General features: G+C 33.3%; 15 protein-coding genes. All 15 read right to left on the reverse strand.

The features are described from left to right. Positions 1-88: 88 nt before the first annotated feature. The gene (gene galU / locus BWGOE10_RS26270; RefSeq protein WP_002184560.1) at positions 89-970 is read right to left on the reverse strand and encodes a UTP--glucose-1-phosphate uridylyltransferase GalU; all 882 of its coding nucleotides are present in this window, start codon (positions 968-970) and stop codon (positions 89-91) included. Between the two features lie 61 nt (positions 971-1,031). Continuing rightward, positions 1,032-2,705: a teichoic acids export ABC transporter ATP-binding subunit TagH gene (gene tagH, locus BWGOE10_RS26275; RefSeq protein WP_070145567.1), complete on the reverse strand. Its 1,674-nt coding sequence runs from the start codon at positions 2,703-2,705 to the stop codon at positions 1,032-1,034. Positions 2,706-2,720: 15 nt separating this feature from the next. Further along, complete coding sequence (locus tag BWGOE10_RS26280) at positions 2,721-3,524, reverse strand: ABC transporter permease (protein WP_070145568.1); 804 nt, start codon at positions 3,522-3,524, stop codon at positions 2,721-2,723. Positions 3,525-3,529: 5 nt separating this feature from the next. Continuing rightward, positions 3,530-4,726: a CDP-glycerol glycerophosphotransferase family protein gene (locus tag BWGOE10_RS26285; protein ID WP_070145569.1), complete on the reverse strand. Its 1,197-nt coding sequence runs from the start codon at positions 4,724-4,726 to the stop codon at positions 3,530-3,532. Positions 4,727-4,772: 46 nt separating this feature from the next. Then, positions 4,773-5,780 (reverse strand): NAD(P)H-dependent glycerol-3-phosphate dehydrogenase, encoded by a 1,008-nt coding sequence (locus BWGOE10_RS26290; protein WP_070145570.1) that lies wholly within the window; start codon positions 5,778-5,780, stop codon positions 4,773-4,775. Between the two features lie 124 nt (positions 5,781-5,904). Then, positions 5,905-8,409 carry a glycosyltransferase gene (locus BWGOE10_RS26295; RefSeq protein ID WP_070145575.1) on the reverse strand — a complete coding sequence of 835 codons (2,505 nt, stop codon included), beginning with the start codon at positions 8,407-8,409 and terminating at the stop codon, positions 5,905-5,907. 131 nt (positions 8,410-8,540) lie between these two features. Continuing rightward, positions 8,541-9,707, reverse strand: coding sequence for a CDP-glycerol glycerophosphotransferase family protein (locus tag BWGOE10_RS26300; RefSeq protein WP_139211977.1), 1,167 nt, complete (start codon positions 9,705-9,707; stop codon positions 8,541-8,543). Between the two features lie 5 nt (positions 9,708-9,712). Then, positions 9,713-10,108 (reverse strand): glycerol-3-phosphate cytidylyltransferase, encoded by a 396-nt coding sequence (tagD, locus tag BWGOE10_RS26305; protein ID WP_070145571.1) that lies wholly within the window; start codon positions 10,106-10,108, stop codon positions 9,713-9,715. Between the two features lie 323 nt (positions 10,109-10,431). Further along, positions 10,432-11,433 carry a rod shape-determining protein gene (locus tag BWGOE10_RS26310; RefSeq protein ID WP_002184551.1) on the reverse strand — a complete coding sequence of 334 codons (1,002 nt, stop codon included), beginning with the start codon at positions 11,431-11,433 and terminating at the stop codon, positions 10,432-10,434. A 161-nt stretch (positions 11,434-11,594) separates the two neighbouring features. After that, complete coding sequence (spoIIID, locus tag BWGOE10_RS26315) at positions 11,595-11,867, reverse strand: sporulation transcriptional regulator SpoIIID (RefSeq protein ID WP_002089714.1); 273 nt, start codon at positions 11,865-11,867, stop codon at positions 11,595-11,597. Between the two features lie 309 nt (positions 11,868-12,176). Next, positions 12,177-12,311 (reverse strand): hypothetical protein, encoded by a 135-nt coding sequence (locus BWGOE10_RS26320; RefSeq protein ID WP_002016211.1) that lies wholly within the window; start codon positions 12,309-12,311, stop codon positions 12,177-12,179. Positions 12,312-12,452: 141 nt separating this feature from the next. Then, positions 12,453-13,448: a M23 family metallopeptidase gene (locus tag BWGOE10_RS26325; protein ID WP_070145572.1), complete on the reverse strand. Its 996-nt coding sequence runs from the start codon at positions 13,446-13,448 to the stop codon at positions 12,453-12,455. A gap of 160 nt (positions 13,449-13,608) precedes the next feature. Beyond that, entirely contained in the window at positions 13,609-14,316 is a 708-nt protein-coding gene (locus tag BWGOE10_RS26330) for an ABC transporter permease (RefSeq protein WP_002184549.1), read from the reverse strand. Beyond that, positions 14,316-15,158 carry an ATP-binding cassette domain-containing protein gene (locus BWGOE10_RS26335; RefSeq protein ID WP_002184548.1) on the reverse strand — a complete coding sequence of 281 codons (843 nt, stop codon included), beginning with the start codon at positions 15,156-15,158 and terminating at the stop codon, positions 14,316-14,318. The genes BWGOE10_RS26330 and BWGOE10_RS26335 overlap by 1 nt, the downstream gene beginning before the upstream one ends. A 179-nt stretch (positions 15,159-15,337) precedes the next feature. Beyond that, on the reverse strand, positions 15,338-16,345 hold the full coding sequence (locus BWGOE10_RS26340; RefSeq protein ID WP_070145573.1) for a LytTR family transcriptional regulator DNA-binding domain-containing protein: 1,008 nt from the start codon (positions 16,343-16,345) through the stop codon (positions 15,338-15,340). Positions 16,346-16,827: the final 482 nt, after the last annotated feature.

The following is a 16,827-nucleotide window of genomic DNA, read 5'->3' on the forward strand; positions in this document are numbered from 1 at the left end:
ATTGATTCTGATCCATAAAAATTTTAGCATCCTTTTCTACAAAAAAAGACTTCATTTCTAATGAAGTCTTTTTTTGTATCGTTAAAGCTTAGTTACAAACCATTGCGCTTTCCACTAACTTTTTCATATAATCTAATAGCTCTTTTTTTAACTCTTCGTGTTGCAGTGCCATTTCAATTGTTGTTTGAATAAACCCTAGTTTTTCTCCGACATCATAGCGTTTTCCTTCGAAATCATATGCAAATACACGTTGAATTTCATTTAAACGCTGAATCGCATCTGTTAACTGAATTTCTCCGCCTGCCCCTGTTTGTTGATCTTCTAAGAACATAAAGATTTCTGGAGTTAACACGTAACGCCCCATAATCGCTAAGTTAGATGGTGCTGTTCCTTTAGCAGGTTTTTCAACAAATTTACTCACTTGATAACTGCGATCCTTTTGCTCTATCGGATCAATAATACCATAGCGATGCGTTTCATTCTCTGGAACAGTTTGAACACCAATTACTGATGATTGTGTATTCTCATATTGATTCATTAATTGGCGTAAGCACGGCGTATCCGCTTGAACAATATCATCACCAAGTAGTACCGCAAATGGCTCATTTCCAATAAATTTACGAGCACACCAAACAGCATGTCCTAAACCTTTAGGCTCTTTTTGGCGAATATAATGAATATTGATCTTTGAAGATTCTTGTACTTTTTCAAGAGTTTCATACTTTCCTTTTGATAGTAAGTTTTGTTCTAATTCAAAGGAATGATCGAAATGATCTTCAATTGCACGTTTTCCTTTTCCTGTTACGATAATAATATCTTCAATTCCAGACGCAATTGCCTCTTCCACGATATATTGAATTGTTGGTTTATCAACAATTGGTAACATTTCTTTTGGCATTGCTTTTGTTGCTGGTAGGAAGCGAGTCCCTAATCCAGCTGCTGGAATAATGGCTTTTTTTACTGTTTTCAACGGTTAACCCCCTATAAATATCCAAATACTACATGCTCATTTAATATAATAACAAACTTTATTACTTTGAAATATCTGAAATTGATATTTCATTAATTATCGAACCTATTAAAGAAAAGTCAAAGTCAAATTTATTTGATCGATAAATAAACAGCGAATTATCTTCAGCCTTCAATTGTGCTTCACCCAATTTTCCAAATAAATTTTCTTTTAATATTTTCATATTTTTAATATTTATCTTCTGAACAATTAATTGATTATTATATACTATATCAATATCTTCATATTGAACTAATGTTCCAACTGCTAATTGTTTTTCATTTTTTGAATTACCTACTATGTTAATTATCTCTTCTTTAGACTTTCCTAAAAAAGTAAGATACTCTTCTAAATTTGGAGTAATTCCATCTAATTGTTTTAATTTATCTAAAAATTCTTCATAAGGTATTGTTTGGTTATACGGAATCGATTTAACTATGGATTCACTAATCCAACCCTCTTCTCCATTCCCTAATGTAAATTTTAACCAATTAATATCTGATCTCATCTCTTTTTGCTGCTCTTTTACAACAAATGGAGTTCCAAACGATATCGTTCCAACTACTTGTCCATCTAAAGTTGGTGTACCCCTAACACGACCTTTTGCAGAGTTTACATACCGGACATCTAAAGATGCAAGTGGATTCTCCTCTTTTTTAGTACGTTCCACCTTACTTACTGGTTCTTTCTTCTGCTCTTTCGCCTGTAAAGAATATAGAATACTATCCTTTTGCCAGTAAGTTACCCCAACAAGTATCATCAATAACATAACACCAATAATAGCACTTAAGAACTTTCGTCCCTTTTTCTTTTTTGTATGATGTGGGCTTTGTTTTCCTAATAATGATAGGTGATCTACAACTTGAGCAGTGCCCTCTTTTTTCGTATCTTCATTGTTTATTAAATTTTTACCCGCCTGCTTCTCCATTGATTCTTTTTTAAACTTCTGCTGCTCTTCTCTACTCATAGCCCTGTACTCTTTTAAGAAGTTTTCATATTTCGGCATAATTTCTTGAATTGGACCATAGTCTTTAATTTCTCCATATTCTAACCATAAAGCCTTTGTACAAAACTTTTTCACTTGACCCAAAGAGTGACTGACGAAGAAGATAGTTTTCCCTTGTTCTTTAAACTCATTCATACGTTTCAAACATTTATCTGTAAATGTTTGATCACCTACTGAAAGTGCTTCATCAATTACAAGGACGTCTGGATTAATACTTACAGAAATAGCAAACCCTAAACGGGATTTCATTCCACTTGAGTATTTCTTGACTGGCATATCAATAAATTTTCCAATATCGGCGAATTCAATAATTTCCGGTGTCAACTTCTCAATTTTTTCTTTACTTAATCCCATCATCAAGCACTTTAGTTCAATATTTTCTTTACCAGAAAGTTGATTGTTCAACCCAGCTGCAATAGCAATAAGTGTAACTTTTCCTTTAATATCAATTTTTCCTTTTGTAGGTGGTGTAATTCCAGCAATTAAATTAGACATCGTCGACTTTCCTGAGCCATTTACCCCAACAATACCAATTACATCACCTTTTTGAGCTACAAACTCTAAATTTCTTAATGCATAAAAGTCTTCGCCAAATCCTCCAGGATATATGATATCCTTTAATTTATCTGAATTTTTACTGTGCATTTTGTATTTTTTTGTTACATTATGAAACCTGACTGATTCATTCATTTTTTACAACCCTCATTATAGATAATCTGCAAAGTGCTTTCTAAATTTCACATGTAATGCTGAGCCAATTAAAAAAGTAATAAAAACAAATCCCCAAAAATATAGCGCATAATTTATATCTTGGAAGAACCAATTTGTTCCTAATAAAGATGCCCGGTATCCATCAACAATATAGCAAAAAGGATTTAATTGCATAATCTTTTGGAAAATAGATGGTAGCCTTTCAGAAGTCCATACTATAGGAGTTAAATAAAATAACATTCTCATAATCGATTGAACAATCATTTGAGTATCTCTAACAATTGTCGCTAAAGTGGATGTAATTAGAGACAGTGAGCATACTAGCATAAGAGTGGCAAACATATAATAAACAAGCTGAATATAATGAATAGAAATTCCTTGTCCTGTTACTAAAAATAAAATTGTTATAACTCCTACAAGTATTACATGTGAATAAAAATTAGACATGATTACAAAGCTTGGAATAACGCTCATCGGGAAGCTCATTTTTGAAACCATATTTAACCTTGTATAAATTGACTTAGAAGCTTGCATCATTGCCGGATTTATAAAAAACCATACAACTAATCCTGCAGATAACCAATAGACGAAAGGAACTCCATTAACACCTTGTCCCCCTCTAATACCTAACCCAAAAACAAACCAATAAATACTCATCTGTATTAGTGGATTCAAAAGTTCCCAAAAAAGTCCTAAGTAATTATTATTATTTGTACTTTTTACTTGATAAATAGATAAACGTTTAATTAAATATAAACTGCTTATCTGTTCTTTCAATACCATGATCATTGAGTTCATCTTTACTATGCCTCTCCGAAAAATATTTTCCTTACAGCTCGTTTAGAAGCACCACCATCTTCTAAATAACAATACTTATTATAGAAACTATCGTATTTCTCTGCAAATTCTCCCAATCCATTTACTTCATACTTTACTATTTCTTCTAATACCGCTCTTGTATTCTTTACAATCGGTCCAGGGGCTTCTTCTTCCAAATCAAAATAAAATCCCCTTAATTTATCACGATAAGAATCAATATCATACGTATAGAAAATGATTGGACGCTTTAAATTTGCATAATCAAAAAAGACTGAAGAATAATCTGTGATTAACAAATCAGATATTACATATAGTTCGTTAATATCAACATGCTTGGAAAAATCGTAAACAAACCCTTTATATTTAACTAAATCAAATTTTTCTGCTACTAAATAATGCATACGTAATAAAATAACATAGTCCGATCCTAACTTACTTTGTAAGAGATCCAAATCTAGTTGTAAATCTAATTTATATCGTCCCTTACTATAAAATTGATCATCTCTCCATGTTGGTGCATATAAAATAATTTTTTTATCTATCGGTAAGTTATTCTTCTTCTTTAAAGATTCTATTACTGAAGAATTGTTACTCTGATATAAAAAATCATTACGTGGGTAACCAACTTCTACGACTTCCTTTTGAAATTGAAATGCCCTTCTAAAGATATCTGTAGAATAGGTATTAGGTGAAAGCAGATAATCCCAATTTTGTGCTTCAAGATGAAAATTATGCTTATATTTTTCCGTTGTCGTACCTGGCATATGTACTTCTTTCATATCACCAGCTAATTTCTTTAATGGCGTACCATGCCAAGTTTGGATATATACCGTATGTTTTGGTTTAGGTAACCATAAGGGCATTCTACTATTTGTAACCCAATATTTTGAACGCGCCAACAAAATAAACCAACGAATCGAGAACCTTTTTACATATGGGATATTTTCTTTATCAAATTGCACTGTATGGTTTTTATTTACACTCCATATCATTTCAAAATCCATATTATTTTGTAACATATATTCATATATAGCCCGTGGATTACAGCTATATTGTTTTCCAGAATAACTTTCAAATAAAATTAATTTCTTTTTGGGAGGCAAACAACTACAGAATAGAAATACTGCCTTACATAATTCCTTTACAATACGGTGATTTTTTATTCTTCTTATAAAACTCATGTCGTTTACACACCTTCTAATTCAGTCGCTTCATACTTACGATACATTAACGCGAAACCTCGCCTTTTCCCGTTCTTCCCATTAATGTGTCTACCTCTTCTTTTGCATTTTTCCCATTAAACAAAACATTATATATTGCATTCGTAATTGGCATTTCAATATTCATTTTTTCAGCTAAATGATACGCTGCCTCAGCTGTACGAACCCCTTCTACTACCATACCCATATTTTCTAATACTTCTTCTAAATTTTGACCTTTTCCAAGTAAATTTCCAGCTCGCCAATTGCGACTATGAACACTTGTACAAGTCACAATTAAATCACCTACACCTGTTAATCCTGCAAAGGTAAGCGGATTTGCTCCCATCTCACACCCTAATCGTGTAACTTCAGTTAGTCCCCTGGAAATTAAAGCTGCCTTCGCGTTATCTCCGTAACCAAGACCATCTGAAATTCCTGCACCAAGGGCAATAATATTTTTTAGTGCCCCGCCCAATTCAACACCAATCACATCTCGATTTGTATAAACACGGAAATTTGTATTCATAAATAGCTTTTGTGTTTTTTCCGCAGCCTGTAAATGATATGACGCAGCGGTTACAGTAGTAGGATGACGAAGACTCACCTCTTCTGCATGGCTTGGTCCTGAAAGAACAACAACACTTTCTATTAACTCTTTCGGCATCTCTTCTTCAATCATTTCTGATATACGTTTAAATGACCCTGGTTCAATTCCTTTACTTGCATGAATAATTGTTATCGGTTGTTTTACGATGTCCTTCAGTTGCTGCATTACACTACGAATTGATTTCGTTGGGACAACTAATAATATCGTATCTATCCCATCCATTGCTTCCGCTAAGGATTCATACCCTTTTATTGTTTTAGAAAGCTGAATCCCAGGTAAATATGTTTCATTTGTATGCTTCTCATTAATTTCATGGATTTGTTCTGCTTTATTTCCCCAAATTCGCACTTCATGCCCATTATCCGCTAGAACCATAGATAGTGCTGTTCCCCAGCTTCCTGCACCAACCACTGTGATTTTTTTCAAAATAAGCCCCCTTTTATCACCTTAACAACGTTAAAAATATCACTATTTATGCAAGAAGCTAAGTGATATAAACATAATTCACTTAGCTTCCATATTTCATTATATTTTTTAATTTGATTACGCTCTACTTCTCTTTAAGAGTGCATATTTCATCGTAAAACATTTCAAGAGCATGCCCATTATATTTTTGAAAATCAAATTCTTTAAAAGATGTTTTACTTAATATAAACTTTTGCATCCCAATTACTAAACCAGTAATGTTATTTTCAACTAAATCCCCATAGCCTTTTTCCAAAATGCTCCTTGATCCTGCAATATCAGTAGCTATAATAGGCTTTCCTAATATTAAAGCCTCTAACAATACCATTGGTTGTCCCTCGTGATTAGACGAGAGAACAAAACAGTCACATTGATTAATAAGTAAGAAAGGATTACTCATTTGACCAGTAAAAATCACTTTGTCCTCTAGATTTTTTTCTCTCACTAAATTCTCTAATTCTTCTTTTAAAACTCCATCTCCAATAATATAAAGCCTAATATTATCATAGAGTTCCGTAACTTTTGCAAAAGCATGTATAAGCTTTTTCTGATCTTTTTCAGGTGACAATCTTCCCATATTAACAAAATTAATGTTCTCTTTTTGGGGCATTTCAATTCCTCTAATTTCAAGCTTACCATTTCCGTGAATATTTTCTTTTAATAAATATTCTTTCCCGTCATATTTATATATGTCGCCTTCTTCAATCTGTTTAAGTACTTTATTAGGGTCAATGGCATTATGGACATACACACCTTGTTTTAGTGTAATATAATCCTTCAAATTCTTCCTATTTAAGTTTCTTGTGTGTTCTGCAACAGCTACTATTTTATCAAACTCCTTATACAACGGGAAAATAATATTTAAATTAGCTCTATGCTTAAATTTACCTTTAATTTTTTTAGAGTATTCTGCCCACATATCATTATGTTGATAGATATTTCTCTTTTTAAAATCTCCAAACGCAAATAACAATGTCCAAAATGGGACATATCCACTAAAGTCAATAGCTATATCAAATTCCGCATTACCAAATAACCTTGAAATTTCACGCTTGTATAGTTGCTTTGGTAGCGCCTTCTGAGCTCTTTCATTCTTTAGCCCCATTTTCATAACATAATTATTTTGATAAGATTCTTTTAAAGTGGTGTTTAAACTACCTACTCGATAAAATCTTTTCACATTCGAATTAATTTGATTGAAATTATCTCTTGAAATTTGATCATACTTCCCTTTATCAATAACTGCCACATTGTATTTTGAGTAATCAATATTATTCAAAAGGTTAATAACTGATGTGGTAATTCCATTATTCAAAAACCCACCACAGTACATTAGAATATTTTTCTTATTCTCATTTGTGACTTTATATACATTCTCCGTATGTTTTCCTCGGAAAATAATCTCAATCGCTCTTGCTGTAGCATTTCCATCATCATGATAGCAATATTCTTTTAATATTTCTTGGTATTTAAAACTGTAATCATTTTTTACACTCTCAATTTTTTCAATACTACGAACAACTTCGTCTACCGTATAGCATATTGGACCTGGCATATCTTCTAATTGAACGTATAAACCTCGTTGCTCTTCATACGCTTCCTTATCATACGTTAAGAAAATGATTGGTTTTTCTGTTACCATATAATCAAAGAATATACTAGAGTAATCTGTTACTAAAACATCTACTATTGACATCAATTCATTGGAATCTACCCAATCTGGTATACAAATCTCTCGTAAGCTTTCATCATCTTTAATAAATTTATATGTCAATGTATGGACTTTTAACAGGAGTTGATAATCACTAGGTATTTCAGAATACATTTTTTTCACAATATTGTTAATCTCATCCTTAATATTACTTACCTGATTTACTCCTCCTCTCCAAGTCGGTGCATATAAAATTATCTTTTTCGTTTCATCAATTTCTACAAATTCCTTTAAATATTCTCGTACTTCTTCCGGGTTTACTTGTAGAGTGAGGTCAATTCGAGGATAACCTTCATCGACAACATAACCATTGTATAACCCTTCTAAATCATGTGAATTTACAATGGTATCTGCAGTAAATTTATTAGGATTTAATATATAGTCACAATGCATAAAATTTCTTTGAATATTTTTATGTTGCCCTATTTCGCCCTTCATATCCTTTCCTAATGTTTTAATAGGTGTTCCATGCCATGTATTAACATAGATTTGTCCCTCTTTTTTCTGGAAATAAGGTGGGAATGTAGTATTGTTAATTAGATATTTCGCTGTTGTTAAATATTTTAAATACTCTTCACTATGAACTTTAACGAACTTAACATTTTTTTTATTTTCATAACGTTTAGCATAAAAATTATTTCCATCATTTAATGCCCAAACATGTGTATAATCCTTATACTCTGGATTATCAATAATTTTTTTAAAGATTGCGTATGGACTATCTGTCATACCTTTACCATGGAAAGATTCATATAATATAACTTTCTCATCCAAGTCTAATTTCACATAAAAATCAGTGTACTTAACAGTTCTCTTAAACCCTTGGTCATTCGAATATTTTTTCAGCGGGCCTGATAAAAAATTAATACGATTTTTCATTCTGTTAATCTTTTTCTTGAGTTGCAATATTAAAACCCCTCTTTAATTCATTTATAAAGTATACTTCCTATAAAAAGTCTTTTATCTTTTCCTCGAACACATCCTTATTATAGAAATGCATGACTACCTTACTATTTCCCTTTAAAAAGCATATTTACAAAGTGCTTACTTGAATCACCTATCGAATACTCATTCCATTTCAAAGTAAAATTATTTATACTATCTATTTTGAACTTACCATCTGTTATCACCTGTACCACCTCCTCAGTTGTATAAACAACTGGTCCTGGCACATCAGATATATAATCACCAATAGTCCCTCTTTTTTTCATATATTTCTTTAAATCGTATGCAAAAAAGATCATTGGTTTATTTAATAAGCAGAATTCAAATGGTATGGAGGAATAATCAGTGACTAATATATCCGTCACTAGAAATAGATCATTTATATTTGGATAAAGGGAATAGTCATATAAAAATCCCGCATACTTTTCCTCATAATTACATATGTTTCGTATTGCTGGATGTAATTTAATGATGAGAATATACTCACCTTTCAATTGCCTATACATCTCATCGATATCTAGATGTAAATCAAAATCTACTAGTTCTTTATCCCTAAAAGTTGGCGCATATAAAATAACCTTTTTATCTTTTAGCTTTGGATTTACTATAAAAATATTATCTTTAACTTTCTTTTGTCTCTGTTCATCAAAAAACAAATCTGTCCTCGGAATACCTGTTTTTAATATATTATTATCCGATAGAGCAAAAGCTTTCTTATAAATGTCAGCAAGCGCTTCTGACCCTACAACAATTTTATGGAAGTTTTTATAAACATCCATAAATCTGTTTTGAGCTCGTAGACTTCTTTTTTTTAAAGACGGAGCTAATAATCCGAATTTTTTAAAAGCACCTGCTGCATGCCATATTTGAATACACTCTACGCCTTTTTTAAATTTAATTTTTGCTAGCGATCCAAAATAATTATCAACAATGACATATTGAGAAGTAGATAAATGATAGACAGATTTAATAGTGTGGAATATATTCCTTGTTTCAAATTTATAAGATTTCACATTCGAGTAGTTGTCCACTTCATATTTACATGTAGATTTATATAAAAAAACCACCTCACAATTTATACCTTGGCGTTGCATTTCCTCATAAATAAAAAATAAATTCTCACCATAAGACATAATAAAAGTTACTTTCTTTTTAATTGGAAACACTTTCATCATACTATGTAAAATTGCAACTAAGATGAGATAGATTTCTACCATTATTTCTCTAATCATTTATTTTATCTAGCAACTTGCACTAGTTCCTTTTTAATTTTTGTTGTTGAAATTCCAGCTGTACGTGGTAAATAGACGACTTCACAGTATTCACTTAATTCGTCAAATTCCCCTTCCCAATCATCACCCATAACAAATGTATCTACGTCATGATTAACAACGTCTTTTACTTTCTGCTCCCAATTATGCTCAGGAATCACCTCATCCACATAACGAACTGCTTCTAGAATCATTTTACGATTCTCATAGCTGTGATAAGACTTTTTATTTTTTAATTTGTTAAATTCATCTGAAGAAACAGCAACAATTAAATAATCGCCCAAATCTTTCGCTCTCTTCAATAAGTTAATATGTCCCCAGTGCAATAAATCGAAAGTCCCATATGTAATAACCTTTTTCATAATCGCGCCCCCTGTGAAATGTTCTTATTTTATAATTATTCACTTTAGAAATATATTCAAATTAGAGTGTCCCTTGCACCTATGTACGATAAGAAGGACTCAAATTTACATAGATTTTACATTAAGTTCACACGAAATTCACACGAATGATTATAACATAATTTTCATTTACAAACTATGACAATAACCTAACAACTATTGTCATATCTTGTTTAAGAAGGCGCCTTCTTATCTGGTATTACAAACCTCCTCTTACTTTCTTTTATTTACAAAAAAAAGTGCGAAGGAAATATTTCCTTCGCACTTTTTAAATCATTCAAACCTTATCGCAACGCACGACGTGGTAATTTATCAATGTTCTCTAACATAATACCTGTACCAACCGCAACACATTGCATTGGGTTTTCAGCAATTAATACTGGTAATTTTAACTCTTCTGCTAGAAGCATGTCGATACCGTGTAATAAAGCTCCACCGCCTGTTAGAATAACACCACGGTCAATAATGTCCGCAGATAGTTCTGGTGGTGTACGCTCTAGTACGCCTTTTGCAGCTTGTACAATGATAGCCGCGTTTTCTTTTAGTGCTTCTGTAATTTCTTCAGAGCATACTGTAATTGTACGTGGTAAACCAGTTACCATGTCACGTCCGCGAATTTCAAGCTCTTCACTACGTGCACCTGGGAATACTGTACCAACTTTAATTTTAATATTTTCTGAAGTACGTTCTCCAATCAATAGCTTATACTTACGTTTAACGTAGTTTAAGATCTCCATATCAAACTTATCGCCAGCCATTTTGATAGAGGAAGAGGTAACAATATCACCCATAGAAAGTACGGCAATATCTGTTGTACCTCCACCAATATCAACAACCATGTTTCCGCTTGGCTGGAAGATTTCCATACCAGCACCAACTGCGGATACTTTTGGTTCTTCTTCTAAAAATACTGTTTTACCACCTGAACGTTCAGCAGCCTCACGAATTGCTTTTTGTTCTACAGATGTGATATTTGTTGGACAGCAAATTAAAATGCGAGGTTTTGAAAAGAAGCTCTTCACGTCCAATTTGTTAATGAAATACTTTAACATTGCTTCTGTAATTTCGAAATCTGCGATTACACCATCTTTAAGCGGACGAATTGCTACAATATTACCAGGTGTACGTCCCACCATACTTCTTGCTTCTTCACCTACTGCTAATACTTTTCCACTATTACGATCAATTGCCACAACAGATGGCTCATTTAATACAATACCCTTACCTTTAACATGAATTAATACGTTAGCCGTACCTAGGTCAATTCCGATATCTCGCGCAAACATTCCCGTCATTTCCTCCTCGATATTCAAAATCAGGTTACACCCGAATTCTTTTACACCTAATTCCTGATTTTATCATAAATTTAACAGAAACGTAATATTCGCAAAAAGAATTCTTCTGAAAAATATTACCGAATTTGCAAGGAATGTTTGCTATTTTAGATTTATTGGCGCACAGGGTTTTCAGTATCTTCTTTTCTATACTTCTGCTTTGTTGCTTCTCCCCCTCTTAAATGACGAATAGACTTATGATAATCAAGAATTTCTTTCACTTCATTTGCGAGCTCTGGATTAATTTCTGGCAAACGTTCTGTTAAATCTTTATGGACTGTACTCTTTGATACCCCAAACTCCTTTGCGATTACACGCACTGTCTTTCTTGTCTCCACGATATACTTGCCAATCTTGATAGTTCTCTCTTTGATGTAATCGTGCACACCACTCGCCTCCCTAAATTGGATGTGAGAAGTGTGAAATGAGACTCGCTGCATACGACTATGAAGTAAATGTGAGTGCTGTTTGTAAGCGTTAAACATTCTTGGATTTATAATGAAATGATTCACGATTTCTCACCTCAAACACTCTCTTTGCATTGGTTTATACCATTGTATTGCCCGCACTACTGATATATGCTACATGTTCACTATTTTTGCGGACTAAGTTAAGAAAAATTACGTTTTTTTGTGAGAAATACGTTAACAATGACAATTATGGCGAAAAAAAGTGACACCTCTTTATAAAAGGTGTCACTCTTCTCTTTCATACTCTTCTTCTAACAACTGATGGTGGGGAACTTCTTTCTTACCGGCAATATAATAATATAAAGCGAATAAAACAAACAATAAAATGATAGCAATCGACAGAACAGATAAAAATGACACAGTATCCCCTCCCTTTTGTAATATATATTCGAGAATCTCGTCATTTTTCCTTGTTATTGCAACTTTTTTCTCGAAATTGATTATTTTTATATAAAAATAAAAAAATCAGCTCTCCTAATGAGAACTGATTTTTTTACTTTATTATTCTTGTGAAGAAGAACCGTTAGATGATTCTGTAGAACCATTCGTTGATTTTTCTTCTTTTTGAGATTTGTCATCTTGTTTGCCGTTCGTCTCTTTATCACTAGTCGAGCCGCTTGTTGATTTTTCTTCTTTTTGAGATTTCTCATCTTGTTTGCCATTCGTCTCTTTATCACTCGTCGAGCCGCTTGTTGATTTCTCTTCTTTTTGAGACTTATCTTCTGTTTTACTTTCTGGTTTCGTGCTTGTTGACTTTTCTTCTTTTTGAGATTTGTCATCAGTTTTTTTACCAGAAGCATTTGTCGCCTTTGCAGCACCCGCATCAGCTTTAATTTCTGCTACTGATTTATTTAAGTAACGCTCAGGGTTCACAGCCACATTGTCTTTACGTACTTCAAAGTGAACGTAAGAACCTACCTCTTTATTCATTGCATTTAGACCTGATTTTCCTAACACTTCACCTTGCGCGACTCTTGCACCTTTTTCTACTTTCACACTGCCTAAACTTTGATAATATGCCGCTACACCATTTCCACTATCTACTGTTACAACATAACCAAGAAGTGAATCTTTTTCAGCTTTCGTTACTGTACCACTTAAAGCAGCTGTAACATCAAATTCTTTTCCGTTTTTCGCAGCAATGTCGATTCCTTTATTCGGGGAATATGTGTTGTTATAAAAGACAAGTGCTTTTTCTTGTTCCGCCTCTGATGCTGCATCTTCATAGAATTTCTTCTGTACTACTACTTCTGCATTTGCTGCAGCTGGCATTTTCATTACTTCTGAAGATTTTGTTACCGGTACTGCTGGATCTTCCGTTTGTGTATACGGTGTTGCTTGATCTTGGTTCGGAGCTTTCTTTGGATTAGCTCCCTGGAACCATAGCGCAACCATTAAGATTACCGCTGCACAAGCAATGTATAGTGCCGGAAACACCCATCTTTTTTGAAATAAATGTACTACTTTTCGCGACTTTTTACTATTTCTTCCTCGCATTCCATCATCACCTCAGCAATCATTTTGAACAATATTCACTCATCCTATACAACCTATAACTAATTACTTTTCGACAAAATCTGTAAAAATATGTATAAGAATTGCAGAATTTCCGAGGAAATGATGAAAAAAGAAAAAACTGAGCGTTTGAGCTCATTTTTTAGTCCATTTGTTTCTTTCTATAAATGAAGAGTGTAATAACAAATACTGCAACTAACCAAATTGTTATGTTCAATAAATTACTAGTAATTGCACTAAAACCTCCACCTTTTATAACACTGCTAACTGCAAGACCGATATGACGAGTTGGCAAATAATCGACTATTTTTGTAACGACTTCATTCTTCACAAACATTCCAATTAAATCACCGAAAAGGAATGTCATTAATATTGGTAATCCAATTGTTGATGTTTGCGGTACATTTTGAGCTAATAATCCAATACAAGTACCAATGAGGTTAAATATTAGCATTCCAAGAACAAAGATGAGTAATAATAATGCAATATTACCTTCTAATTTACCTAAAATAAGTAGATTAATAAAACAGATCGCTACTGTAATCATACCCGTTAATGAACTTTTACCAATTAATACTTCAATAGATGATGCTGGTGATAGCATAAGAACACGAAGCGTATTTTTTTCCTTTTCTTCAGCGATGAGCATCGCCTGTACAAAGCCTCCGACCATAACTAACGCCATCACAGTTAACGTACTTGCTCCAACTTCTCTCATATTATCTGAGCGACTAAATAATACCGAAAAGACAAGTGGCATTACCAACATAATTAAAGTTTGTGAATTCGTTTTAAAATCCTGTACCTCTTTCCGAAAAATTGCTGAAAATCGTCTCATTGAAAATGTCATTATAGTCCCCTCCCAGTAACTTCAATAAAGATATCGCCTAATGTTGGCTCGTGTGAATGAATAGATAGTAATTCGCCTTTTTTCATCCATTCTGAAATGCGTTTTGCCCCTAATTCATCTTTTTTCACAATTTCTTTCTTCTTATCTGTTAACACAACTTGTATTTGATCTTTCGCGTATTGCAAGCGAAGGTTTTCCGGTGTATCAAGAGCTACTATTTCTCCTCCGCACAGAAAGGCAATGCGGTTACAAAGCGTTTCTGCTTCGTCCATGTTGTGCGTTGTTAAGAAAATCGTTGTTCCTTCTTTATTTAAGTCTTTTAAGATTTTATGAATGTTTTGTACGTTTACTGGATCAAGTGCAGATGTTGGTTCATCTAAGAAGAGGATATCTGGTTTATGAAGAATTGCTCTCGCTAGTATGACGCGCTGCTTCATTCCTTTTGATAACTTTTTCACTTGTGTTTTTTTATCATCCAATAAGTTCACTTGTGCTAACACTTCATCAATTCGTTCTTTTTTACAATCGTATAAGTCACAAAATAATAGTAAGTTATCATAAATGCTAAGTCTGTCATATAAGCCGCTATTGTCTGTTAAAATACCGATTCGTTTGTAATCGATGCTGCTTGGCCCTGTAATGTCTTTACCTAATACTCGTACTGTTCCAACGCTATGAAGCAATTGAGAAGTTAAAATTTTCACTGTTGTCGTTTTCCCAGATCCGCTCGGTCCAAGAAATCCGAAGATTTCTCCTTGCTTCACCTCAATATTTACATTTCGAAGGGCCGTTTTTCCATCGAAACTTTTCATTACATCTTTCATTTCAATTGCCAATGTCATTTCGTCATCCCCTTTGTTTTTCTTTTTATAGATGAAAGTCGCTTTAGCGCTTTTCGTTTGTTTGTTTCGCTTTTCTTGACTCAATCATATGAAAAACAAAGGGGTTACGCAGTAAAATACCGGTAAAAGGAGTATTTTTACCGGTGAATGAATCCTATTTTGAGCTTATTGGAGCATTTTTATAGTCCAATTACACCTTTTAATTCATCCATTCGTCCTTTCGAAAGCGGGATTGAACTTTTTCTTTCGTCATCCAAAATTAAACTAAAACTATTACGTGTCCACGTAATGACTTCTCGTACTCTTTGTAAATTAACGAGGTACGAGCGATGACATCTAAAGAATCCGAATCCTGTTAATCTCGTTTCTAGTTCACTTAATGTTAATGCGCATACGAATTCACCTTCGCGCACATGAATATGTGTCACTCCATTTTGTGTTTCAATGAAATGGATCTCCATCGGATCCAGTAAAATGATTTTATCGTTCACTTTCGCTGGTATTCTTTCCAGTTTCATTTGCGGAATCATTTGAACTACTTTTTCTTCATCTACTTCTTCAACTTCTTCTTGCTCTATTTCTATCTTTTTCACACCATCATTGTTTAATATGTATACATCTTCTGTCAACGAAAGGGCATCCGATAAAAAGGAGGACGTAATAAAGATTGCCTTTCCTTGCTCTTTCATTTTCATAATCGCTTTTCGAATAATAATCGTACTCTCTGTATCTACATTTTGCTCTGGCTCTTCTAAAATAACTAAATCCGGATTGTGAATCATAATCCGCCCGATATGAAGACGGCGTTTCTCTGAAAATGACAATTTTTCTATTTTAGCGTTTAACTTATCTAGGAGACCGACATATTGTACAACTTCTTCTATACTCATATGTGATTCATAAAGCCCTAATAAAAACTTGAAGTACTCCTTCACCTTTAAACGGTCATATGCTTCATCTTTCAAAAAACAAAAGCCGATGCGTGAATACATCTTCTTTCCAATCGATTCACCTTCAAATAGCACACTGCCCAAAGAAGCCTCTTCTTCTCCGATAATAATGCGATGCAACACTTTAGCTGTATGATTATTGCACTGCAAAACAACACATTGCCCTTTTTCAACCTCCAGTTCAATTGCCGGCAACTGGTTCGTCTTCCCTAATTGTTTCAACTCCAATAACGCCATTCTGTCTCCTCCAAATGTTTTTCCCTAATTATATCAAACATTTAATGGAAAATTATGATATTTCATGAAGTACCATAACAAATAAGGACCTGTCCCAAAATCGATGAGAGTAGCTCTTTTTTCATGTCGCATGATGGCAAATAAAGTGAAACTTTAATCAGTGGGGGTTTTGTTCATCCCCCACTGATTATTAGCCTTCACCAATCGAGCTTTTACGGGCAGCCCGACTCCCACAAATAGCGGGATAAAATTTTATCGGTGATTTTTCGAATATATCGACCACAACTCGAGTTTTATCAGCGATTCGACAATAGTAGCAACTTATAAATATGAAAAGACCGTCCCAAAACACCTTTTGATATTATCCCCTTAAGGTAGACAGTGTAAAAAGACCATGAATACACATGGATGTTACACTTTTACTTGGAGGGGATTTTATTATGGTTAAAAAAGGGGATAAATTTCAAACTTATTCAGATAAA

Origin of the sequence: Bacillus mycoides, assembly GCF_001757995.1 — a bacterium.
Taxonomy (GTDB): Bacteria; Bacillota; Bacilli; order Bacillales; family Bacillaceae_G; genus Bacillus_A; species Bacillus_A mycoides_B.